This window comes from Massilia violaceinigra, from assembly GCF_002752675.1.
In the GTDB taxonomy this organism is placed as follows: domain Bacteria; phylum Pseudomonadota; class Gammaproteobacteria; order Burkholderiales; family Burkholderiaceae_D; genus Telluria_A; species Telluria_A violaceinigra.
This window is the reverse complement of sequence record NZ_CP024608.1, coordinates 4,485,475-4,507,852: the sequence shown is the minus strand read 5'-3', so window position 1 is coordinate 4,507,852 and position 22,378 is coordinate 4,485,475. Positions and strand designations below refer to the sequence as shown.

Here is a 22,378-nt window from a genome sequence, read left to right as displayed (position 1 = left end):
CTGATGACGACCACATCGTCGCAGGCGGCCAGCGCGCTATCGATCACCAGCATGTGGCCACGGTGCAGCGGTCAGAACTTGCCCACCACGAGACCGCGGCGCCACTGTTTGGCCGGCACGTTCATGCGCCCTGGCGCGCCAGACGGCGCCACCACAGCCACGACACGATCGCGTTGACCCAGTAGCAGGCGTACAGGAACGCGGTCAGATACAGGCCGCGGCTGGCATACAGCGGCACGGCGACCGTGTTCACGAGAATCCAGAATGCCCAGTTTTCGACTTTGCGCTGCATCAGCAGCAACTGGGCCACGACGCTGAACACCAGCACGGCCGAATCGATAAACGGCGCGTACGCATCGGTATAGTGATGCAGCAGCGCGCCATACGCGGCGGCGGCGGCCACGCCGGCCGGAACGATCCAGGCCAGCGCGCCGATCTTCGCGTGGCTGATCGGCAGCGCGCTGCCCTCCCGGCCACGACGCCACTGCACCCATCCCACCACGCTCGAGACGATGAAAAAGCCTTGCAGCGCCACGTCGGCATACAGTTTCGACTGGTAGAACAGCACGCTGAACAGAGCGCAGCCGATGATGCCGGTCCACCAGGTGTGGACGCTGTTGCGCCCGGCCAGCAGGATGGCTGCGGTAGCCCCCACGTTGGCCGCGATTTCAAGGTTGCCGATCACGCCGCGCTTTCGTCAGGCATGCTTGCTGTTGACGTCATGAAAGCGGTCGAACAGGCGGCAGGCCATGTCGTCGATTTCGGCACGCATGCTGATCTTGTCAAGCCAGCCTGCCGGAATCGCGTCCACGCCGTACCAGGCGCCGGCGATCTGGCCGACGATGGCGGCCGTGGTATCGGCGTCGTCGCCCAGATTGGTCGCGCGCAGCACGGCCGCTTCATAACTGTCGGTATGGAAGAAGCACCACAGCGCCGCTTCCAGCGAATCGACAGCGTAGCCGGTGCCCCGGATCTCGCTGTCGGCCTTGTCGAGAAACGCGCCGGCTGCTATCGCCGCCAGTTTCGGCTCGGTCGGCATGAAACCGGCGTTGACCAGCAGCGCATTTTTGGGCTGGCCGTCGAGCGCCGCGCTCAATATCCCGGCAAACAGCTGGCAGGCCTGCACCGCTTCCGGCGCGCCGTGCGTGGTGCGCGAGCTGTCGGCCGCGTGCTGGAGCGCGCGCGCGCGATCCGGATAGGCGAACAACACCGCCGGCACGAGCCGCATCAGCGAGCCGTTGCCGGCGCTGCGTGGGTTGGTGGAGCCGCTGTATGGGTCCCCGCTGACGGCATAGCGCGACAGGGCATCCTGCACTGTCATGCCGATGTCGAAACAGGTGCCGGTCGAACTCAGGTAGCCCCACTGCCACCAGTTGCGGTAGCGGTTGATCTGGTCGGCCGCATCGAAGGCGTCCTTGGTCAGAAAACTCTCGGCCAGGCATAGCGCCATCGAGGTGTCATCGGTCCACTGGCCAGGTTTGAGCCTGAACGGGCCGCCCCCGGTCATGTCAGTCACCGGGGCGAACGAGCCGCGCGCGGAAAATTCCACGGTGGTGCCGACGGCATCGCCGCAGGCCAGCCCCAGCAAGCTGCCGCGATAACGGTCGCGTATGCTGATCATGATGGCTCCTCGCTCAGCGACAGGAAGGAATCGAGAATGTGGAAGTGGTCCTCGAAGAACTGGTCTTCCATGCCGGCCAGCTCCACGATGGGGATCCAGGCGGCATGCGAGGCGTCGTCCGACGCTTCCACCGGCGGCAGGTTCTCGGTTTGCAGATCGAAGAAGTGAGCATGGGTGATGGTGCGCCCGCGCTGGCTGCGGTCGGGATGGTCGAATACCTTGACATCGACCAGCATGCCTTCGAGCGTGGCGCCGAGCAGCGCCAGCTTGGTTTCTTCGGCCAGCTCGCGAATCGCCGCGTGCAGCAGGCGTTCGCGCTGTTCGACGAAGCCGCCCGGAACGGCCCACTGCCCTTTTCCGGGATAGCCGCCGCGCCGGATCAGCAGCACATTGCCGCCGCTGACCACCACGGCATCGGCGGTGGTGAAGATCGGCGGGTACGGTGCGCTTTTCCATGCCGTTTTATAGGCCACGATGCGGCGGTGCTCTTCCACCAGCGCGGCATAATGCGGCAGCAGCGCCCAGGCTTTCAGATACTGGCGCACCGCGGGCGGCACCATGTCATCGAGAACGCTGAGCGAAATGTCGAGGTCTTCCGCCTCGAAGAACACACGCCGCACGCAGGTGGCGTCGATGGCCCGTTCGGATTCGACGACGATGTTTTCCCATTTCGGAAAATGATTCAGGTAGTAGCTCGACGCATCCTTGAAGTGGCCCACCAGCGCCACGTGCGCCGCATCCGGTGCGCTTTGCGCGACCGCCTTGCGCACCGCCGCCGACCACAGGGAATCGTCGTAGTAGTCGCGCACGGCGACAAAACTGACGCGTGCCCGGTCTTCCTCGCTCAAGGTGGCGCCGATCATCGCGGCGCGCTCCTCCCAGGTGAACGGATTTTTCGCATTGCGCGCCTGGAACGAGGAGCCGAGTACCAGCACCACGTGCGGTGCGCTCACCAGCGCGCGCTGCAGCAGCACCACGTGCCCGCGATGGAATGGCTGGAAACGGCCGATCAGGACGGCGACGTCGGTGGATGTTTGGTTCATTTGTGCGTTCATGGTCATCAATAGTGAGCGGCAATCGGCAATTGACGGCCGCTGCCAAAGGCGCGCGAGCGCACCCGGATAATCGGAGGCGCCTGGCGCCGTTTGTATTCGTTACGCGCAACCATGCCGTGGATGCGTTTGACCAGCGCCGCGCCATTTGCATCGGCCAGCAGGCCGGCGACGAACTGCTCGGCGAGCGCCGCTTCGGCGGCCGGCAGGCGGCGCCCTTCGATGTGCCACTTGAGGATCTCGTCGAGCACCTCGTACTCGGGCAGGCTGTCGGTATCCTGCTGGCCCGGCGCCAGTTCGGCCGATGGCGGCTTGGTCAGCACCGCGTCGGGAATGAGCTCGCGCCCGGCGCGCTGATTCACGTGGCGCGACAAGGCGTAGACTTCGGTCTTATACAGGTCGCCAATCAGGCCAAGTCCGCCGTTGGTATCGCCATATAAAGTGCAGTAGCCGACCGATATTTCGCTCTTGTTGCCGGTGGTGAGCAGCAAGGTGCCGGACGCATTCGAGTACGCCATCAGGATCGTGCCGCGCACGCGCGCCTGCAGGTTTTCCAGCGGCAGGCCTTGCAGCGGACGGTCGAACGCGCCCTCGAAACCGATGCCGTACTGCTTGACCAGGTCCAGAATCGGATGCGTGAACAGGGTGATGCCCAGGTTGCGGCACAGCGCGACCGAATCGCTGACCGAGCCTTCGCTCGAAAACGCCGACGGCATGGTCACCGCGATCACGTTCTCCGGTCCCAGTGCGTCCACCGCCAGCGCCAGCGTGAGGGCCGAATCGATGCCGCCCGAGGAACCGACGACGACCTTGGAAAAGCCGCAGCGGCGCGCATAATCCTGCAAGCCGAGCACGATCTGGCGGCGCGCAAATTCGGCCACCGGCAAGCCGTCGGCGCCTGGTGCTGGCAGCGCAAAGCCATCGGCTGCGCTGAAGCGGCCTTGCGTAAAGCCGATGCCCTGAAAATCCTCGCTGAAGCGTTGCGCCTCGAAGGCAATGCCCTGCGACGGCGACACGGCAAACGAGGCGCCGTCGTACACCAGCTGGTCCTGCCCGCCGACCTGGTTCACGTACAGGATCGGCAGTTCGTTATGGACCGACGCGGTGCGAAACAGCTTGTGACGCAGTTCGCGCTTGCCGATATCGGACGGGCTGGCGTTAATGCTGACCACCAGGTCGGGCCGGGCCTCGCGCAACGCGGTGAACGGATTGACCTTGTAGTCGCGCCCTTCGTGGTTCCAGCCATCCTCGCAAATCAGAAAGCCGATGCGATGATCGCCGACCTGCAGCACGCAGGCGCCTTCCGGGCCCGGCTCGAAGTGGCGGCGGTCGTCGAACACGCCGTAGGTCGGCAACAGCTGCTTGTAGTACTCGGCGACGATGACGCCATCGCGAATCGCCAGCAAGGCGTTGAACAAGGGCTTGCCGGGGCCGTCGTTGGCGCGCACGGCCCCGACGACCGAGACCAGCCCGGGCAAGCCGCGCGAAGCCTCCAGCACGCGCTGCAGGCCGGCCTGCATGCGGTCCAGGAACGCCGCTTCTTCCAGCAGGTCGCCCGGATAATAGCCGCACAGGGCCAGCTCGGTGAACACGGCCAGGTCGGCGCCCTGCCCGGCGGCGCGCTGCATGGCCGCGATGATGGCGCCGCTGTTGCCGTCGATATCACCGACGGTCGGATTCAATTGGGCGATGGCGATTTTCAGCATCGGATTCTTTCTGTTCTCAGGCGGCGGGGTGATTGAACACCTGGCGCAGATACGCCAGGAAGGTTTCGTCCTTGCACAGCGTTTTGCCTTTCGAGTCGGACAGCTTGGCGACCGGCTGGCCATTGCAGGACATAAGCTTCATCACGATATTGAGCGGGGTGATGCCCACGTCGTTCGACAGGTTGGTGCCGATGCCAAAACCGGTCATGGTGCGGTCGGCAAAATGGCGGTACAGCGAAAACGCGGTCGGCAGATCGAGACCGTCGGAAAACACCAGGCGGCGCGTATGGGCGTCGAGACGCAGCTTGGCGTAGTGCGCCAGCGCCTTTTCGCCCCACTCCACCGGGTCGCCCGAATCGTGGCGCAGGCCGTCGAACAGCTTGGCGAAATACAGGTCGAAGTCACTCAGGAAGGCATCCATGCCCACCACGTCGGTCAGCGCGGTACCGAGGTCGCCCCGGTATTCCTGCACCCAGTCTTCCAGCGCGGCTTTCTGAAAGTCGCGCAGGCGCACGCCGAAGGACTGGAAGCTTTGCAGGTATTCATGCGCCATGGTCCCGATCGGAACGAGTTTGTACTTCATGGCGAAGTACACATTCGAGGTGCCCTTGAAGTACGTCGGCACTTCGCGCGCCAGGGTGGCGACGACTTCCTCGTGCCAGGCCCCGGAAAAACGGCGGCGCACGCCGAAGTCGAAAAACTCGAACGGATGGCGCTTCGCAGGCTCGCTGGCCAGGCCGCGCAGCAGGGCGATCTTGGCCTGCAGGCGCTTGCGGCCCTCGGCCAGCGCCGCCTCCTGGTCGAAACGGCGGAAATACAGCTCGTTGACGATGTACAGGACGTAGATTTCAAAGCCCATCACGTGCACTTGCGGGCCGGTGGCGCGGATCTGCAGCGCGTCGCCATCGGTTTCCACGCTCAGGAAGTGGCGCTGGAAACGGAACACGGTGAGGAAATCGGCGAAGTCGCTCTTGATGAAGCGCAGGCCGCGCAGGTACGCGATTTCCTCGGGCTTGAACGAGAGCGAACACAGATGATCGAGTTCGCGTTCGACGTCGGCCTTCAGTTCGGAGAGCGGATAGGCGCTCTGGTTGCGGCAGGTGAAGGCATATTCGGCCTGGGCGGCCGGGTGGCGGTGCAACAGCGCCTGCCACATCGTGAATTTATACAGATCGGTTTCGAGCAGACTATGGACAATCGGGACAATCGGCGTCATATGGTTCGCGTAAGAACGCGTCGGAAAAAGGAAAGGGAAAAGGCGGGATCAGCGGCGCGCGTTGGCCAGCAGCTCGGGCATGATGTCAGCGGCCTGCGCAATCTGCAGGCCGCGCGCGCGCATGTCGCGCACGAAGTCGTCGTACTGGGCGTCGAAGCCGGTCACGGGACTCATGCAATCGGTCAGCAGCACCAGCTGCGACAACTGGCGCGGGTCCCAGTTGGCGACGATATGCTCGGTGGTGGCGCGCACGCAGTGGCTGCCCGCTTCGCCGCTGATATACACCTGGTCGGACCCGCGCAAGAGACTCAGGAAGGCTTGATTGACCTGGGTGCTGTCGTCATCGGCGTCCGGCACCTCGGCCTGCACCGCCGAATAGTGCTCGGTCCAGGGATTGCTGCCCTTGCTGATCTTGCCCACCATGCCCAGCGCGCTGTCTTCCCACGCGTTGTAGGCGGCGCGCACGTCGGCGTGCACGTTGTGGCCCCAGGAGCCGATCTCGCAGTGCACCGGCCAGGCCATCAGGGTGTAGCGGCCCGCCGCCTCCAGCGCATCGAGGTAAGCCAGCACGCGCGGCAGCGCACTCGCTTTGCGTGGCAGGTACTTGCCCTGCCTGACGTCCGCCGCCGTGATCTGGGTGAACGGGTTGATCGCGCCCTGCTGCGCATCCATCCAGAATGAACTGTGCGCCACGTCGAAGCGGTGATGCGAGTCGAGCGTGATGCTGATCGCGGCCAGGCCATCCTGGCCGCTGCGAATCAGGTCGGCCACGCGCAGCATGTCGGCGTGCGCGCCGGTGACTGGCAGCGCCGGCGCCAGCGCGGCGTTGGCGCCCACGGGCGGCGGCAGATAGTCGGCCGGCAAATCGCAGAAATCGTTTTGCGGATCGATTACGAGCAGATGGAGGTTGCGTTTCATTGCTTTGTCCTTGTGAGTACAGTACGACAAGCATAAGCTACTTAATTTACTTTTGCAACTAACTATGCAATAATTTGTTCATCCGATGGCGGGCCTGATCTATATGAAGGAGTAACAATGTCCGGGAAATTAATTTTTAGCAATTTTCAGCGCCGCGCGACGGCGGCAGGCACATGAGCGCGGTGATCTGCACCGTCGATATCGTGCTGCTCACCCTGGTCGGCGAGGAGCTGGCGGCCGTGCTGCTGCGGCGCGAACACGATCCCTTCCAGGGCGCGCTCGCCATTCCGGGCGGCTATGTGCATCCGGAAGACGATTTGAGCGCCCACGATGCGGCCATGCGCGTCATCAAGGACAAGACCGGCATCGTCGCGCCCTATCTCGAGCAACTGGCTACCTTCTCGGGGGCCGAGCGCGATCCGCGCGGCTGGTCGTTGTCGGTCGCTCACTATGCGCTGGTACCGTACGAGCTGTTGGCTGCGCGCAATGACGCCGCCGTGCATGTCGTACCCCTGTCGCAGCTTGGAACGTTGCCATTTGACCACAACGAGATTATCGCCACGGCGCTGGAACGCTTGCGCAACAAAAGCCAGTATTCCTCCCTGCCCTGCTTCCTGGCCGGCGACACCTTCACCCTGCCGCAACTGCAGCGCATCTATGAACTGCTGCTGGGCGAGACCCTGAACAAGGTGAGCTTTCGCCGCAAGATGAGCGAAATGGACGTGCTCGACCCGGTTGACGGCCAGTTCGAAGCGGCCGGCGCCCATCGTCCGGCCCAGCTGTACCGCCTGAAAGCGGCGCTGAGAAAAACCCTGACCCTGCTCGAACGTGGCCTGTAGTGGGGTTTCATGCAACAGCAATAGCATATTATCTTGCTATCTTTGCATTGCTGTCACGTATAATTATGAGACATGACTAAACGTAAAAATATAAAAGAACAATCATTTCATTTGATGAGCGACTCCAACCGTACCGTAGCAATCAGTAAATTCCTGTCCCTGATTCTCCGCCACAGCCCTGGCACCATCGGGCTCACGCTCGACCAGAACGGCTGGGCCGATATCGACGAGCTGATTACGCGCGCCGCCAAGCATGGCAAGCGCATCACCCCCGAACTGCTGCTGGAAGTCGTTGCCGACAACGATAAAAAGCGCTTCGCCATCAGCGACGACGGCAAACGTATCCGCGCCAACCAGGGCCACTCGGTGGCCGGCGTCGACCTCGCACTGGTGCCGGTGACCCCGCCGCCATTGCTGTACCACGGCACCGCTTCGCGCTTTACCGCGTCGATCCGCGACCAGGGCCTTATTCCCGCCTCGCGCCACCATGTGCACCTGTCGGCCGACACCGCCACCGCGCTGTCCGTCGGCCAGCGCCACGGCGTGCCGGTGGTGCTGACGGTCCAGGCACTCGCCCTGCATGAACAGGGCCAGGAATTTTATCTTTCCGCCAATGGTGTGTGGCTGACCGGCCCGGTGAACAAGCGCTTTATCACCTTCCCTTGATTTTTCTCTGCGGCAATTGACCGCGGCGCCCGGACAATGGCAAGGCATGCTCGTATTCGCTTTATGAAACAACAGACAAGCATTCCTTGAGTAAATATTTGATTCCAGTTCGCATGCGCTAAGGTAGAATGGCCGCTCTATTATTCAATCACCGCGCGTATCCGGTCAGCCCTGGCCGAGTCGCCTTGCGGAGCTACGACGATGTGAGTGCAGGCGCCATTTTGCGATTCGATCCACACTGCATGAACACGCCGCCCGCCCCGGGCGCATCGCGCGCATGCGCGCCCCACGACACTTTCCGAACGCGACCTTCCCCGCCATGAAAGCTGATAAGCATGTACCGCCCGTGACCGACCTCGATGGCAAAAAGCGGCCGCTGATCGCTATTGCCGCGTCGTTTCTGCTCGTCGTCTGCATTTCGCTGGTGGCGGTGCAGGGCTGGAGCATTTACAGCGCGCGCGAAACCCAGCTGGCGCAAAGCGCGGCGGCAACCGCCAACATGGCGCGCGCCCTGGCCGACCACGCCGACAGCACCATCGAGCTGGTCGACACCATCCTGGCCAGTGTGGTCGAGAGCGTGCAGCACGACGGCATCACCCATTACGGCGAGCGCCTGCACCTGCACCTGATCGACCACGTCAGCCGCACGCCATCGCTGCAGGGCATGTATATTTATGATGCCAGCGGCAACTGGGCGCTGCACTCGCTGCGCGAGCCGATCCCGGTGCTGAATAACGCCGACCGCGAATATTTCGTTTATCACAAGACGCACAAGGACAAGCTGGCCCATGTCGGCCCGCCGATCCGCAGCCGCTCGACCGACACCTGGGTGCTGCCGGTGTCGCGCCGCCTGGAAGACAAGGACGGCAATTTCATCGGGGTGGCCCTGGCTACGGTGCAACTGAGCTTCTTCCGCACCTTTTACGACAGTTTCGACATCGGCAAGGAAGGCAACATCACGATCGCCCTGGATAGCGGCGCGCTGGTGATGCGTCGCCCTTACGTGCAAGAAAACATCGGCACGTCGATTGCCAAGGAACCCATGTTCAAGCAGTGGCGCGCCACGCCCGCTTCGCGCGCCGTGCCGGTCGACCTCGATACGCTCGACCGCATGTACAGCTACCGTCCCCTGCGGCGCTACCCGCTGTTCGTGGCGGTGGGCCTGTCGACCGACGAGACGCTGGCGAACTGGTGGGCCAACGCGTATATCTCGACGGCGTGGGTGGTGATCCTGCTGTTGATCCTGATGTGGATGGGCTTGCGCCTGTTCCGCCAGGTGACCCTGCGCGACGAGCTCGAAGAACAGCTGCGCAACGCCCAGCTGGCGCTGGTGACCAAGAACCGTTCGCTCAAACTGCTGGCCCGCAACGACGGCCTGACCGGGATCGCCAACCGGCGCCTGTTCGACGCCCGTCTCGACGCCGAGTTCAACCGTGCCGTGCGCGACGGCACCTCGCTCGCGCTGGTGCTGCTCGACGTCGATTTCTTCAAGAAGTACAACGATCATTACGGCCATCCGGCCGGGGACGCCTGTCTGCAGTTCATCGGCCAGTGCATCCGCACCGGGCGGCGCCGCGCCGGCAACCTGGCCGCGCGCGTGGGCGGCGAAGAGTTTGCGATCCTGCTGCCCAATACCGACCTGTACGGGGCGATCGTGGTGGCCGAGTCGGTGCGCAGGTCGATTGCATCGGCCGGGCGCGAGCATCAGGCCAATCCGGCCGGCATCGTCACCATCAGTTGCGGCGTGCACGCGCTGGTGCCGACCAAAGGCATGGAGTCGAAACAGTTGGTCGAAGCGGCCGACAAGGCGCTCTACCTGGCCAAGTCGACCGGGCGCAACCGGGTGTGCCCGGATGCGCCGGCGGTGTCCTCGCGGCGCGAGCGCGCGTCGATCCTGGGCAGCTAGGGACGGGTCGTTCAGTCGAAAGTGCACAGCGACGCGAGCGTACGGCCTGGTCCGGTCGACGGGTAAATGTTTCTTATGGCATGTTGCCTGCCGGCTTACAGTCCCCATGCGCGGGCCGCCGCCGGCTATGAAGCGGGGCACGGCTTCGAGCAGTACTTGTCAGCAAATCCGATGATGAATGGGAACGAAGTTTGAGTCGTGGCGATAAATTCCTAAATGGATTTATCTGGCATGCTGCCTGCTGTAGCTACGAAGATCTGCACGCATATTTTTTACTCGATAAGTCAAGAGCTCTTGCATTCAAAAAGCTCCCTGTCTGCAATGGTGAATTATTGCAATTGCCGTTGAACGAAAAGTAAGCTGTGCTTTATTGTAGAAACAAGTTGAGCACGCAAACCCTCCTCCCACGAATAAATGGCATGAACATCCTTGTGGGGCACCTCGGCGCCAACCGCGAATGCCCTCAACGAGCCCACCACGACTGTGAGTGAACCCAAACCGGGGGAGCTTTAAGAACGAAGTCACGTCACGGTGCCCACCCAAAACATGCACCATGCAGTTCGCCGAAACCGCCCATGAGATCCCCGGCCTGGTCAAGTCGATGCCGCGCAAGCGGGGCTGATCCGATGCGCCGGCCTCCTCGCACCGCCAACGCGCCCCGGTGCGCAGCCGCCAAGTCCTACGCCTCCCCGCTGCGCCAAGCCACAATATCGGCCACCGACAGCACCGGCAAATCCCGGTCCGCCGCAAAGCGTTCTATCTGCGCCCCGCGCATCATGGTCCCGTCGGCGTTCATCAGTTCGCACAGCACGGCCGCCGGGCGCAGGCCCGCCAGTACCGCCAGATCGACCGATCCCTCGGTATGGCCGCGCCGCGCCAGCACGCCACCAACCTTGGCAGCGAGCGGAAACACATGGCCCGGGCTCACCACGTCGCCCGGCTGCGCGTCTGGCGCAACCGCCGCACGGATGGTGGCCACCCGGTCCGCCGCCGACACCCCGGTCGTCACCCCTTCCCGCGCCTCGATCGACACGGTAAACGCCGTCCCATGCCGGCTGCCGTTGCGCGCGCTCATGGGAACCAGCGCCAGCGCGCTTACCGTTTCCGGCGGCAGGCACAGACACACGATGCCGCTGCATTCGCGGATCATCAGCGCCATCGTTTCCACCGTCAGGCGCTCGGCCGCCACGATCAGGTCGGCCTCGTTTTCGCGGTCATGATCGTCCGTCAGGATCACCGGCACGCCCGCGCGCATCGCGCCGAGCGCGGCATGGATGCGATTGGCCAGGGCGCTGGCAGGCGCGGTATCAATGTAATCCAACATGCGTTTTAACTCCCATAAAAAAATAGAAAAATGATCAGGCGGGCCGGGTCACCAGCAAGCGCAGCGCCACGAAGGCGGACAACGCCACCGCGACCGCGCCAGCCAGATATACGCTGCCCACCTCCCAGCGCATCGCCACCAGCCCCGCCAGCGGACCGCTGACGGCCAGCGACATATCGAGGAAAGCGACATACGCCCCCATCGCGGCAGCGCGGCTTTGGGGCGGCGCGCGGCGCACCGCTTCCACCCCGAAGCCCGGAAACGCGAGCGAGTAGCCGAACCCGGTGATGGCCGCGCCGGCGCAGGCGACCAAGGCCGACGGTGCGCTCCACATCAGCAGCTGGCCGACCGCTTCGATCAGCACGCACATCAGCGCCACTTTCGCGCCCCCAAGCGTATCGGGAAGATGGCCGAACAGCAGCCGCGCGCCGATAAACGCCGCGCCAAATGCGGTGAACGCCAGCGCCGCGTCACCCCAGCCGCGGGCGGCAAACAGCAACGCCACAAAGGCGGCAATCACGCTGAACCCCATGCTCGACAGCGCCAGGCCCAGCCCGGGCAGCCATACCGCGCGCAATACCTTATAAAAAGGCACGCGCACCGCGTGCGACGGCGCCAGCGCCCTCACCGGCGCCACGATGGCCAGCGCCACCAGGGGAATCGCCACGCCGGCCAGCGCAATGCCGGCAAACCCGTAGCGGCCGTACACGAACACGCCGAGCGGCGCGCCGGCGGCATACGCGCCGTACATGGCAATGCCGACCCACGCCATGACCTTGCCCGCGTGCTGCGCCCCGGCCAGGCCGACGCCCCAGCCCAGCGCACCGGTCACGACCAGGCTCTCGGCGCAGCCGAGCAGCACCCGCGCACCGATCAGGATCGCCACGGCGCCGTACCCGGCCGGCGCGCCCAGCGATGCCAGGCAAGCGGCACCCGAGCACGCGCCCAGCCCCAGACCAAGCAGTACAGCACGCTTGGCACCGCGCCGATCGACGGTATTGCCGGCCCACGCCCGCGTCAGCAGCGCCGCCACGAACTGGCTGCCGACCACAATCCCGATCACCAGCGGACTCATCGACAACGCCGACTGCACATGCAGCGGCAGCACCGGCAACGCCAGGCCCAGCGTCAGGAAAGCGACGAACACGGTCAGGGTGATGGGAAATAATTCAACGAACAGGCTGCGCGGCGCGGCCGCCGCGGCATTCGGTTGTAACTGCACGATGGCCTCACAGGAAGACGAGCAATTGCTCGGGATGTGAGAGAATACGAGCAATTACTCGTATTGAAAACTCGCATTCCAAGGACCGCATGCGCCCTCTTCCCACGCCCCGCAAAGTGCCGCGCCAGGCGCGTTCCCAGCACATGGTCGAGCAGATTTTGCAGGCCACGGCTCGCATTCTCGAAGAACACGGCTACGCAGGCATGAACACCAATGCGGTGGCCGCCCGCGCCGGAGTGAGCGTGGGATCGGTCTACCAGTATTTTCCCAACAAGGATGCGCTGATCACGGCGCTGCACGAACGCCATGGCGCCCAGATGTACGCCGCCATCGACGCCGTGCTGGGCGGCGAAGAGCCGCGCACCCTGCGCGAGCAGCTGGCGGCCATGGTGCACGCCTGGCTGGTCGCGCACCAGCTCGAACCGGAACTGCACAAGGTGCTGGAAAAGGAATTCCCCTTCTTCGATGCGCCCAGCCAGGACGGTGCGGTGGACAATAATTCCTTCCAGTGCATCCTGCACCTGCTGCAACGCCACAAGGACGAGATCGGCCAGCCCGACCCCGACCTCGCCACCTGGGTGCTGCTGCGCATGATGGAGTCGCTGGTGCACGCGGCCGTGATGGACGCGCCGGCGCGCTTTGCCGGCGCCGACATCGAGCGCAGCATCGTCGACGCGCTGGAAGGCTTCCTGCGCGCCGGCGCCGCCCGTCAAGGCGCGCTGGCGTAGCCGCTATCGGCCAGGAAGCGCTTGAAATCCCTGACGCTCAGAATAGCGATACCGGGCTGGCGCTTGTCGCTGGCCAGCTTGGTGTAGCCGCTGTCGGCCGCCTGGCGATAGGCGTCCAGCGCTGCCTGATGGTTCTGCTTGTCGCGCGCCACGTCGCCCGCATTGGCCCAGGCCCGTCCGGAAAATTGCGCCTGCGCCGGGCCGGCCGGCGCCGACGCCAGCACGATGGCAAGGATTAGCGTGGTTTTTTCATGGATCGACTCTGGCGTTATGGATGAAAACGCCAGTCTCGCGGCGCCGGCGTCTTGCCGGGAGTACCCTGCCACAGATTCCGAAACAAGGGAACAGGCCGGTCAGGCCCTGCTCCCGGCCGGATCGCGCCCGATATCGTTGAGCCGGATGGTGCTCGCCAGCCCGCGGCTCAGGTCGGCCAGGGTGTCGGCATCGTCGAGGTTGAAATGGATATCCAGGTCGTCATGGGTCATCACCCAGATGGTCCCGTAAAACGCTCCGAACTGGCCAATCAGGGGTGCTACCAGCGCCTCGTTAATGGAAACGCCGGTCTGCGCCATCCACGCGAAATACCGGTGCGGCTGGAGCAGCAGCTGGGTTTTCCGGTAGGAAAAGCACAGCCCGCACGGGCTGTTGGAGCAGGGAAAACGGCGCCCTTCAAAGGGTCCCAGCACCCCCACGGTTGCGGCCCAGGTCAGCTCGTCCAGGTCGTCGTTGTCGAAAATGCTGATGCCGGCCGACTGCGCCGAACAGCGCAGCAGCGCCTCCTCGCAACGCGGACGCAAGGTGTCGCGCAGGCTCGCGCCGTCCTGCGGCATCGCGCGCGGCACGGCGCGCGTTTCCGTTCGTGCCACGCCAGTGCGCCGACGGAGTTCGAGTTGCTCCGTCGCAATGATATCGGACAGTGTCATGCATTCCCCGGTGGGCGGCCGCTATCAGCCTGAATACCCAGCATACGCCGATTTTGTCAACTTGACGAATCGCAAACAAAACCGTTTGTCGTATTTACGAATATACCTTCGGTTTAAGGCACAGCGGTCGATGCGCCGCAGGGTTAGGCAACGCACACTGGCGCGCTGCACCGCGCCGGATAATGGCAGCCGATGCCGAATCAAGCGGAAACACCATGTCCACTGCTCATGCCATTGTCGTCCACGGCGGCGCCGGTACCTCCAGGGAAAATGAAGATGGCTGCACCCTGGCCGCCGGCCTGGCGCTGGCCGCCCTGCGGCGCGGCGGCGACGCGCTCGACGCCGCCGTGGCCGCCGTCGTATCGATGGAAGACGATGGCCGCTTCAACGCCGGCACCGGCTCGGTGCTGTGCCTGGACGGCCAGACCATCGAAATGGATGCCGCCGTCATGGATACCCGGGGGCGACTGGGTGGCGTGGCCTGCATCACGCAAGTGAAGAACCCGGTTCTGGTTGCGCGCGCGGTGGCGGACAGCCCGCACTGGCTGCTGGCCGGCGACGGCGCCACCCGTTTCGCCCGCGCCGGCGGCCACCCGCCCTTCCACCAGCCGACCGACAAGGCGCGCGCGGCCCATGCGCGGCTGCTCGCCTCGCTGGGCGAGCGGCCCGCATTTGCCCGCCTGTGGAACTACGAACGTCCGCTCGACCAGGCCGCAGAGAGCGCCTGCGACACAGTCGGTGCGGTGGTGCGCGGCGCCGACGGACACTTCGCCGTGGCAAGCTCGACCGGCGGCTCGGCCCCTTCCCTGCTCGGCCGCGTCGGCGACACGCCCATCATCGGCAGCGGCTTTTATGCCGGTCCCGACGGTGCCGTGGCGGCCACCGGCATCGGCGAGCAGATCGTGCGCCACCTGCTGGCCTTCACCGTGTACCAGTGGATCGCGGCCGGCACCCCGCTGGAGCAGGCGCTACAGCGCGGCATCAACCTGTTCGACCCGGCGGTGGCCGTCGGCCTGATCGCGGTGAGCTACACCGAGCAGGCAACGTGCAGCAACCGCGCCATGCCGCGGGCAATAATCCGGGAATTCGCGTAATCGTTGTCTTACACAAGCACAGCTTGACCACCGATACGAGGCGCGCGGGGCGGCAGCGATAATGAGGCCTCTCTGAAAAACCCAGACCTCGCACCCATGTCCAACATGCAAAGCACCGCGTTCGCCACGCCACCCGTCATCGCTCCGCGCCGTTGCGCGCCTGCCGCGACCAGCTGCCGTGCGCTGTACGACACCCTCTCGCAGCCCGATGCGCCTGCCGGCGCCGACGCCCAGGCCTACCTGGTGGGCCAGCTGGCGCGCGCCGCGTCCCACCCATGCGACCTGCCCGACACCGCGGCCGGCCTGAACGACTGGATCGCGCCGCGCAGCGCCGCCATCGGCACCCAGTACCAGCAATACCTGGCCAGCCGCCGCGATGGCGCCCCGCGCCGCTTCTTCACCAGCAAGTCGCACGCGCTGTATTTCCTGCGCTGCGTGGCGCCGACCAAGCTGGTGGACGGCGCCTGGCTGTACGGCGCCCTGCAGCGCTGGCAGGAAAACGATTTCCGCCCCCTGGTCAAGACCTATGTCGAGGAACTGGGCGACGGCCTGCCCGACAAGAACCACGTGGTACTGTACCAGCGCCTGCTCGACAACCACGGCTGCGCCGAATGGGACGACCTCGGTGGCGCCCACTTCACCCAGGGCGCGCTGCAGCTGGCGCTGGCGCATGCGGGCGAAAGCTTCCTGCCGGAGATGATCGGCTATAACCTCGGCTACGAACAGCTGCCGCTGCACCTGCTCATCACCGCCTACGAATTGAACGAGCTCGGAATCGACCCGTACTACTTCACGCTGCACATCACGGTCGACAATGGCTCGACCGGGCACGCGCGTGACGCGGTCGACGCACTGCAACGGATTGCGGCGCGCGCCGCCGATCCGGCCGAGTTCTATCGCCGCGTACGAGAAGGCTACAAGCTCAATGAACTGGGCGAAAACACCAACTCCGTGATCGCCTCCTTCGACCTGGAACAAGAACTGGTGCGCATCCTCGCGGCCAAGGCCGTGGTCGGACAGAACATGCACAGCGACTACTGCCGCGTGGCCGGAAAAACCATCAACGCCTGGCTGGCCGATCCCGAACAAATCCCCGGCCTGCTGCGCGCCTTTGAAAGCACCGGCTGGATCAAACGCGGCGCGGCGCCCCAGGAAAGCCGCTTCTGGAGCCTCCTGCAGGGCGACCATGCCGAAATGTTCGGCGTTTTCTCAAGCTACGAACAGCAGGTGCTGGCCGACTGGATCGCTACGCCGGCGCAGGCGGGCGGCCCCGCCACCGACGCGCCGCGCGTGGCCTCGTTTCGCGCCCGCCAGCGCGCGCTCGCCCCGGCCCGCAGCGCGCCGCCGAAAGCCCACGGCGCGCGCGCCCTGATCCGCTACCCGTACGCCGGCCATGCCGGCGAACACGAAGCCGAAAACGACCAGCTGCGCCGCCTTGAACAAGCCGTCGCGCTGGCGCCATCGACCAGCGCCGCCATGAAACTGCTGGTGGCGCACATGGCGCCATCCAGACACCACACCGCTACCGGCCTGATGGCAACGCGCATGTTCGTGCGCCTGCTCGGCTGACCGACAAAACCAAAACGACAGGAACAGCATGAGCGCCTCCATTATCTCCATCGACGGTCACCGGCTCGACCAGGCGCCGCCCATCGGCATCGCCGGCGAGGAACGCAAGGCCGCGCTGCATGCGCTGGGCTGCGCCCTGAAGCAGCACGGCTACGCCTTCACCACCGTCACCCCGCTCACGCACAGCCGCGTCAATGCGCGCCTGGCCAGCGGCTGGGCACATGACCTGTCGGGCATTTTCGGCTGGAGCCGCGCCTTCAAGCCGGCCGTGGTCAACGCCACGCTGATCGACCTGATGCACGACGCCGAGGTGATCAACCACGACAACGGCATGCTGCGCAGCGTGCTGCGCGCCTCCACCCTGGACGGACAGCTATACCTGCATTCGGCCTATCCGACCACTGCGGCCGACGCCGTGTTCTTCGGCCCCGACACCTACCGCTTCGTGCGCGCCATGCGCGCCTCGCTGGGGGCGCGCATGGCGCCAGTCAGGCGCGCGGCGGATATCGGCTGCGGCGCGGGGCCTGGCGCCATCACGATTGCGCTGGTCCATCCCGGCGCCCACGTGTTCGCCGCCGACATCAACCCGGCCGCGCTGGTGCTCACCGAAATCAACGCCCGCATCGCCGGCGTGACCAACCTCACGCCCGTCGACAGCAACCTGCTGTCGAGCGTCGACGGCCAGTTCGACCTGATCGTCGCCAACCCGCCCTACCTGATCGACCGCGAGCAGCGCGCCTACCGCCATGGCGGCGGCGACCTGGGTGCCGGCCTGTCGGTGGCCATCGTCGACGAAGCCATCAAGCGCCTGGCCCCGGGCGGCACGCTCATGCTGTACACCGGCGCGGCCATCGTGGCCAATGCCGACCCGTTCCGCCAGGCGGTGGAACCGCGCCTGCGCGCCGCCGGTTTTCACTGGACCTACGACGAAATCGACCCTGACGTGTTCGGCGAAGAACTCGACGAAGCCCCCTATGCCTATGCGGACCGGATCGCGGCGGTGTGGCTGTGCGCCACCCGGCCCGACGGCAGCGCATGAGCGAGACGGCGCATGCCGATCCGCGCCGTGGCAGCCTCCTGATCATCGGCGGCAGTGAAGACCGCGAAGACGACATGCAGATCCTGGAGCGCTTCATCGCCCTGTGCGGTGGGCCGGACAAGCGCATCGCGGTACTGACGGCGGCCAGCCGCGTGCCCGAGCGCATGTGGGCCATCTACGACGCCGCATTCGGCGGCATGAACGTGACCAGCCGCAAGCCGGTGCACATCGCCAGCCGCGCCGAGGCCAACGATGCGGCCATGGCGGCCGAAGTGGCGCAGGCGGACGGCATTTTTATTACCGGCGGCGACCAGAAACGACTGCTGGCGCTGATCGGCGGAACCGGGCTTGACGAAGCCCTGCACGCAGCCCTCGCGCGCGGGGCTTGCATCGCCGGCACCAGCGCCGGCGCGTCGGCCATGTCGGCCCACATGCTGGCCGACGGCAAGGCCGACCTGCATCCGGAAAAAGGCACGGTCAGCCTGGGCGCCGGCATCGGCTTCGTGCAGCGCGTGGTGATCGACCAGCACTTCTCGCAGCGCCAGCGCCTCGCCCGGCTGCTCACCGTGGTGGCGCAAAACCCGTTTCTGCTCGGCGTGGGCATCGACGAAGACACGGCCCTGCTGATCGAAGCCGGCGGCGGCATCGAGATCCTGGGCGCCGGCGCCGTCACCGTCATCGACGGCCGACACATGGTGTCGAACGTGGCTGACATCCGCAACCGCAGCGTGCCTGAAATGGTGGACGTGCGCCTTCACCTGCTGCCGTCCGGCTCGCGCTACGGCGCGGCCGGCGACACCGCAACGCCGGCGGCCTTGTCCGACTTTTTGAAAATCGTTACCAACATCGCATAAACATCATGAACATCATCGAACAGCGCGTCCTGCGCGGCCCCAATCGCTGGTCCCGGCTGACCTGCCTGCAAACCATTATCGATGCGGGCGAGCTGTCTGGCATGGCCCCTGGTTTTACTGATGCGCTGCTTGCGCAACTTCCCGGCATGGCCGGCCGGCGCAGCTATGCAACGTTGGCGCACGCGGCCGAACAAGTGGCGCTGGAACTGCAAACCATGGCCGGTACGCCGGTCAGCTTTGGCTTGACCGGCAAAGTCGATGAGACGCACTGGCGCATCGTGGTCGCTTACCAGCGCGAGCAGGTCGCCGTCGAGGCGATGGCCCTGGCGCTCGACGTGGTGCAGGCACTGGCGCGCGGCGAAGCGCAAGACTGGAGCGGGCGTCTTGAAGCGCTTCACGAAGTGGCCGAACGCGGCGCCATCGGCACCAGCACGGCTGCCGTGGTCAACGCGGCGCAGGCGCGCGGCATTCCCGCGGTACGCCTGACCGACGAAGCCAATCTGTTTCAGCTTGGCTGGGGCAGCCGCCAGAAGCGCCTGCAGGCAACCGTCACCGGCGACACCTCCACCATCGCGGTCGGTATCGCCAGCAACAAGCAGTTGACCAAGACCCTGCTCGAACAGGGCGGCATTCCGGTACCCAGGGGCGGTGTGGTGAGCACATCCGATGAAGCGGTGGCGCTGGCAACGCGTCTGCGCTTTCCCGTCGCCGTCAAGCCGCTCGACGCCAACCAGGGCAAAGGCGTCACCACGCAATGCACCGATGCCGGCACGGTCCGTACCGCCTTCGATTTCGCGCGCCAGTATGGCCGCCGCGTCATCGTCGAACGCTTCATCGAGGGGCGCGACTACCGCCTGCTGGTCATCGGCGGCAAGCTCGCCGCCGCCTCGCTGCGCCGCCCGCCTTCCATCACCGGCGACGGCACATCCACCGTGCAGGAACTGGTCGATCTTGAAAACCGCAATCCGGCGCGCGGCGACGGCCACACCAACATCCTCACGCGCCTTCGGCTCGACGAACTGGCGCTGGCACTGCTGGCGGAGCAAGGCTACACGCTCGATTCGGTTGTGCCGAACGGCGTCGAGGTGCAGTTGCGCGGCAACGCCAATCTGTCGACCGGCGGCACCGCCGAAGACGTCACCGACCGCGTGCATCCATCCACGCGCGAAATGTGCATCCGCGCCGCGCAGATCATCGGCCTGGACGTCGCCGGCATCGACGTGATCTGCAGCGATATTTCGCTGTGCCTGCGCGGCCAGCGCGGCGCCCTGATCGAAGTGAACGCCGCGCCCGGCATCCGCATGCACGAATACCCAAGCCAGGGCCAGGCCCGCAATGCCGGCGAGTCCATCGTCGAGGCGATGTTCGGCGAGAGCGACGGCCGCATTCCCGTCATCGCCGTCACCGGCACCAACGGCAAGACCACGACCTCGCTGATGATCGCGCATGCGGCCCGCCTGGCCGGCCTGCGCACCGGCGTGACCACCACCGAGGGCGTGTTCATCGACGGCCACCAGATCATCGATGGCGACTGCGCCGGCTACCATTCGGCGCGCACCCTGCTCACCACGCCGAGCGTCGATATCGCCGTGCTGGAAACGGCGCGCGGCGGCATCCTCAAGCGCGGCCTGGCGTTCGACCGCTGCGCGGTGGCGGTGGTGCTCAACGTCTCGGCGGACCATCTGGGGCTCGACGGCGTCGAAACCGTGGCCGAACTGGCAGCGGTCAAGGCGGTGGTGGCCAATGCCGCTTCGCGCGCGGTGGTCCTGAACGCCGACGACCGGCTGTGCGTGGCGATGAGCGCCCAGGTGTCGGCGGATGTGGAACGTATCTTCTTTTCCATGGAGCCGGAAAACCCGGTCCTGCTGCGCCACCTCGACAACGGCGGACGCGCCGCCTGGTTCCAGGACAATGCGCTGATCCTCGACGACGGCTTGCGCAGGCTGGAACTGCTGCGCGCGGAACGCATGCCGGCGAGCCTGCACGGCCACGCGCGCTACAACATCGCCAACGCCCTGGCGGCCGCCGCCGCCCTGATGGGGGCGAACTTTACCCCTGCGCAGATTGGCGCGGCACTGTCCACCTTTGTGTCGGACCGCGACAACAATCCGCTGCGCTCGAACATCTACAGCGCGCAGGGCGTGACCATCGTGGTCGACTATGCGCACAACCCGGCGGCCTACGCGGCCATGGCGTCGATGGCGCAGTCGCTCTCCGGCGGGCGCCGCATCGCGGTGCTCACCTGCCCCGGCGACCGGCGCGAGGCCGACCTGCTCGACATCGGGCACACCTGCGCCGAAGGTTTCGATGAACTGTTCGTGTACGAAGCCGATCCGCGCGGGCGCGCCAGCGGTGAGACGGCGCGCACCATTCTCGATGGCGCGCGCCGCGCCGGGAAAGACGACCACCTGCTGCACGCCATCGTGCCGGTCAGCGATGCGTTCGCGGCGGCGATGGCGCGCTGCCAGCCGGGCGACGTGCTGGTATTCGCCTGCGGATCAAACGCCACCGCCCTGCGCGAGACGGCACGCTACGTCGACCCGGCGCCAGGGATGCCGGCCGCCGTGCCATCAGTACATCAGGCGACCGTCCCGCTTGAATAAGGCAATGTCCACGAATTCGGACATGGTACTCTTGCGGTCGGACGACAGGATCGTCATGCCGCCGATGTCGATCGGGGTGCGGCTGGCGGCCATTGTCTGCAGGGCGCCGCGCCCGCCCGCGTCCATCTGAATCGCCTTGACCAGCGTCTTGGCAACGGCGAAGCCTTCGAGCGTGATCGCCGATACCGGCTCGTCGCGGAATTTTTTCATCATGTCGATATGCTCGGACTGCAGTACCGACGCGGTGCTGCCCGGATTGGGCACCACCTGCGAAAACACGGTCCACTCGGTGGCGCGGGCGCCGGCGATTTCGCTCAAGGTGGCCAGGTTGATCAGCGAAGTGCCGGCAACAAACGTGCTCGCATCATGCTTGCGAAAAGCCTTGAGGAACTGCGATGCGCCGATGGTATCGGCGATCATCAGCACCACTTTCGCGCCGGAGGCACTTAACTGCTTCGCGTCGGCCTCGATATTGGCCGACACGCGCGCGGTGCCGGCCAGCGTCATGCCGCGCTTGCGCACTTCCTCGGCGACCATCTGGTAGGTTTTCTGGTTCTGCGGCGTGTCCTGCAGGACGATGCCGACTTTTTTGAGTCCCAGCTTGTCGAAGTAGGCGAGGATGAACTGGCACTCGCGCTCCATGCTGGGGCGCCAGAAAATGACGCGCCCGCGCGGCGCCGCGAAAGCATCGGTCAGCGGCGCAAACAGCACGTGGCGCGAGTCGGCAAAGGCCGGCGCGGCCAGGATGGCCTGGGTCGACTCGGCTCCGATGGCGCCGAGCAGGTAGTTGGCGCGGTCCTGCTGGATCAGGGAGCTGGCCAGCCTGGCCGATTCGGCCGCCACGCCGCGGTCGTCGCGCACGGTGTAGACGATCTTCCTGCCGTTGATGCCGCCCTTGACATTGATGCTGTCGAAATAGGTAGTGATGCCGGCCACATAATCGCGGCCGATGCTGCCGTTGGGACCGGACAGGTCGATCGCATGGCCGACCACGATCTGCTCGGCGGCGCTGGCGCGGGTGGCCAGCAGGGTTAAACAGACGCTCATTGCCAGCCACAGGGCACGGATACAGGACTTCACGGTCAACTCTCAGGGGTG

General features: G+C 65.4%; 20 protein-coding genes. 9 read left to right on the top strand and 11 right to left on the bottom strand.

What is annotated here, in order from left to right:
• Positions 1-121 precede the first annotated feature (121 nt).
• Genes pnuC through CR152_RS19830 form a run of 6 tightly spaced genes read right to left on the bottom strand, consistent with a single transcriptional unit; the run spans position 122 to position 6,513 of the window.
• Positions 122-685 (bottom strand): nicotinamide riboside transporter PnuC, encoded by a 564-nt coding sequence (pnuC, locus tag CR152_RS19855; protein ID WP_099877523.1) that lies wholly within the window; start codon positions 683-685, stop codon positions 122-124.
• A 12-nt stretch (positions 686-697) separates the two neighbouring features.
• Positions 698-1,621 carry an ADP-ribosylglycohydrolase family protein gene (locus CR152_RS19850; protein WP_208640157.1) on the bottom strand — a complete coding sequence of 308 codons (924 nt, stop codon included), beginning with the start codon at positions 1,619-1,621 and terminating at the stop codon, positions 698-700.
• Complete coding sequence (locus CR152_RS19845) at positions 1,618-2,664, bottom strand: bifunctional nicotinamide-nucleotide adenylyltransferase/Nudix hydroxylase (protein WP_229413467.1); 1,047 nt, start codon at positions 2,662-2,664, stop codon at positions 1,618-1,620. The genes CR152_RS19850 and CR152_RS19845 overlap by 4 nt, the downstream gene beginning before the upstream one ends.
• 17 nt (positions 2,665-2,681) lie before the next feature.
• Positions 2,682-4,379, bottom strand: a complete 1,698-nt coding sequence (locus CR152_RS19840) for an NAD+ synthase (protein WP_099877520.1) — start codon at positions 4,377-4,379, stop codon at positions 2,682-2,684.
• A 16-nt stretch (positions 4,380-4,395) separates the two neighbouring features.
• Entirely contained in the window at positions 4,396-5,586 is a 1,191-nt protein-coding gene (gene pncB, locus CR152_RS19835) for a nicotinate phosphoribosyltransferase (RefSeq protein WP_208640275.1), read from the bottom strand.
• A gap of 57 nt (positions 5,587-5,643) precedes the next feature.
• Positions 5,644-6,513 (bottom strand): cysteine hydrolase family protein, encoded by an 870-nt coding sequence (locus CR152_RS19830; protein ID WP_099877516.1) that lies wholly within the window; start codon positions 6,511-6,513, stop codon positions 5,644-5,646.
• A gap of 173 nt (positions 6,514-6,686) precedes the next feature.
• On the opposite strand from CR152_RS19830, the gene CR152_RS19825 reads away from it, so the two are divergent.
• The 3 genes from CR152_RS19825 (at position 6,687) to CR152_RS19815 (ending at position 9,924) form a co-directional block, all read left to right on the top strand.
• Positions 6,687-7,352 carry an NUDIX hydrolase gene (locus CR152_RS19825; protein WP_099877513.1) on the top strand — a complete coding sequence of 222 codons (666 nt, stop codon included), beginning with the start codon at positions 6,687-6,689 and terminating at the stop codon, positions 7,350-7,352.
• A 114-nt stretch (positions 7,353-7,466) separates the two neighbouring features.
• Complete coding sequence (locus CR152_RS19820; protein ID WP_099877510.1) at positions 7,467-8,018, top strand: RNA 2'-phosphotransferase; 552 nt, start codon at positions 7,467-7,469, stop codon at positions 8,016-8,018.
• A gap of 319 nt (positions 8,019-8,337) precedes the next feature.
• The gene (locus CR152_RS19815; protein ID WP_099882537.1) at positions 8,338-9,924 is read left to right on the top strand and encodes a sensor domain-containing diguanylate cyclase; all 1,587 of its coding nucleotides are present in this window, start codon (positions 8,338-8,340) and stop codon (positions 9,922-9,924) included.
• Positions 9,925-10,603: 679 nt separating this feature from the next.
• Here the strand turns inward: CR152_RS19815 and ribB are convergent.
• Positions 10,604-11,248, bottom strand: a complete 645-nt coding sequence (gene ribB, locus CR152_RS19810; protein WP_099877507.1) for a 3,4-dihydroxy-2-butanone-4-phosphate synthase — start codon at positions 11,246-11,248, stop codon at positions 10,604-10,606.
• Positions 11,249-11,282: 34 nt separating this feature from the next.
• Complete coding sequence (locus tag CR152_RS19805; RefSeq protein ID WP_229413466.1) at positions 11,283-12,470, bottom strand: arabinose transporter; 1,188 nt, start codon at positions 12,468-12,470, stop codon at positions 11,283-11,285.
• A gap of 89 nt (positions 12,471-12,559) precedes the next feature.
• Between CR152_RS19805 and CR152_RS19800 the strand changes: the two genes are divergently transcribed.
• Positions 12,560-13,198, top strand: coding sequence for a TetR/AcrR family transcriptional regulator (locus CR152_RS19800; RefSeq protein WP_208640156.1), 639 nt, complete (start codon positions 12,560-12,562; stop codon positions 13,196-13,198).
• On the opposite strand, the gene CR152_RS19795 is transcribed toward CR152_RS19800, so the two are convergent.
• Both CR152_RS19795 and CR152_RS19790 read right to left on the bottom strand, forming a co-directional pair.
• Positions 13,180-13,524, bottom strand: coding sequence for a hypothetical protein (locus CR152_RS19795; protein WP_157778620.1), 345 nt, complete (start codon positions 13,522-13,524; stop codon positions 13,180-13,182). The two genes, CR152_RS19800 and CR152_RS19795, sit on opposite strands and share 19 nt — an antisense overlap.
• Positions 13,525-13,551: 27 nt before the next feature.
• Positions 13,552-14,121 carry a hypothetical protein gene (locus tag CR152_RS19790; protein WP_099877498.1) on the bottom strand — a complete coding sequence of 190 codons (570 nt, stop codon included), beginning with the start codon at positions 14,119-14,121 and terminating at the stop codon, positions 13,552-13,554.
• A gap of 215 nt (positions 14,122-14,336) precedes the next feature.
• Between CR152_RS19790 and CR152_RS19785 the strand changes: the two genes are divergently transcribed.
• The 5 genes from CR152_RS19785 to cphA all read left to right on the top strand — a co-directional run bounded on the left by CR152_RS19785 (position 14,337) and on the right by cphA (position 21,280).
• Entirely contained in the window at positions 14,337-15,215 is an 879-nt protein-coding gene (locus CR152_RS19785; RefSeq protein WP_099882534.1) for an isoaspartyl peptidase/L-asparaginase, read from the top strand.
• A 96-nt stretch (positions 15,216-15,311) separates the two neighbouring features.
• Positions 15,312-16,784 (top strand): iron-containing redox enzyme family protein, encoded by a 1,473-nt coding sequence (locus CR152_RS19780; protein WP_229413465.1) that lies wholly within the window; start codon positions 15,312-15,314, stop codon positions 16,782-16,784.
• Between the two features lie 28 nt (positions 16,785-16,812).
• Positions 16,813-17,823: a methyltransferase gene (locus CR152_RS19775; protein WP_099877495.1), complete on the top strand. Its 1,011-nt coding sequence runs from the start codon at positions 16,813-16,815 to the stop codon at positions 17,821-17,823.
• Positions 17,820-18,677, top strand: a complete 858-nt coding sequence (locus CR152_RS19770) for a cyanophycinase (RefSeq protein ID WP_099877492.1) — start codon at positions 17,820-17,822, stop codon at positions 18,675-18,677. Before CR152_RS19775 ends, CR152_RS19770 begins: the two co-directional genes overlap by 4 nt.
• A gap of 5 nt (positions 18,678-18,682) precedes the next feature.
• Positions 18,683-21,280, top strand: a complete 2,598-nt coding sequence (gene cphA, locus CR152_RS19765) for a cyanophycin synthetase (RefSeq protein ID WP_099877489.1) — start codon at positions 18,683-18,685, stop codon at positions 21,278-21,280.
• On the opposite strand, the gene CR152_RS19760 is transcribed toward cphA, so the two are convergent.
• Positions 21,248-22,327, bottom strand: a complete 1,080-nt coding sequence (locus tag CR152_RS19760; protein ID WP_099877486.1) for an ABC transporter substrate-binding protein — start codon at positions 22,325-22,327, stop codon at positions 21,248-21,250. The two genes, cphA and CR152_RS19760, sit on opposite strands and share 33 nt — an antisense overlap.
• Between the last annotated feature and the right edge of the window lie 51 nt (positions 22,328-22,378).

What these genes read in the sequence shown, in the direction of transcription:
- CR152_RS19850 (WP_208640157.1), bottom strand. Translation starts at nt 1,621, where the DNA reads ATGATCAGCATACGCGACCGTTATCGCGGCAGCTTGCTGGGGCTGGCC.
- CR152_RS19845 (WP_229413467.1), bottom strand. Translation starts at nt 2,664, where the DNA reads ATGAACCAAACATCCACCGACGTCGCCGTCCTGATCGGCCGTTTCCAG.
- CR152_RS19840 (WP_099877520.1), bottom strand. Translation starts at nt 4,379, where the DNA reads ATGCTGAAAATCGCCATCGCCCAATTGAATCCGACCGTCGGTGATATC.
- CR152_RS19830 (WP_099877516.1), bottom strand. Translation starts at nt 6,513, where the DNA reads ATGAAACGCAACCTCCATCTGCTCGTAATCGATCCGCAAAACGATTTC.
- CR152_RS19825 (WP_099877513.1), top strand. Translation starts at nt 6,687, where the DNA reads ATGAGCGCGGTGATCTGCACCGTCGATATCGTGCTGCTCACCCTGGTC.
- CR152_RS19820 (WP_099877510.1), top strand. Translation starts at nt 7,467, where the DNA reads ATGAGCGACTCCAACCGTACCGTAGCAATCAGTAAATTCCTGTCCCTG.
- CR152_RS19815 (WP_099882537.1), top strand. Translation starts at nt 8,338, where the DNA reads ATGAAAGCTGATAAGCATGTACCGCCCGTGACCGACCTCGATGGCAAA.
- ribB (WP_099877507.1), bottom strand. Translation starts at nt 11,248, where the DNA reads ATGTTGGATTACATTGATACCGCGCCTGCCAGCGCCCTGGCCAATCGC.
- CR152_RS19800 (WP_208640156.1), top strand. Translation starts at nt 12,560, where the DNA reads ATGCGCCCTCTTCCCACGCCCCGCAAAGTGCCGCGCCAGGCGCGTTCC.
- CR152_RS19790 (WP_099877498.1), bottom strand. Translation starts at nt 14,121, where the DNA reads ATGACACTGTCCGATATCATTGCGACGGAGCAACTCGAACTCCGTCGG.
- CR152_RS19785 (WP_099882534.1), top strand. Translation starts at nt 14,337, where the DNA reads ATGTCCACTGCTCATGCCATTGTCGTCCACGGCGGCGCCGGTACCTCC.
- CR152_RS19780 (WP_229413465.1), top strand. Translation starts at nt 15,312, where the DNA reads ATGTCCAACATGCAAAGCACCGCGTTCGCCACGCCACCCGTCATCGCT.
- CR152_RS19775 (WP_099877495.1), top strand. Translation starts at nt 16,813, where the DNA reads ATGAGCGCCTCCATTATCTCCATCGACGGTCACCGGCTCGACCAGGCG.
- CR152_RS19770 (WP_099877492.1), top strand. Translation starts at nt 17,820, where the DNA reads ATGAGCGAGACGGCGCATGCCGATCCGCGCCGTGGCAGCCTCCTGATC.
- cphA (WP_099877489.1), top strand. Translation starts at nt 18,683, where the DNA reads ATGAACATCATCGAACAGCGCGTCCTGCGCGGCCCCAATCGCTGGTCC.
- CR152_RS19760 (WP_099877486.1), bottom strand. Translation starts at nt 22,327, where the DNA reads ATGAGCGTCTGTTTAACCCTGCTGGCCACCCGCGCCAGCGCCGCCGAG.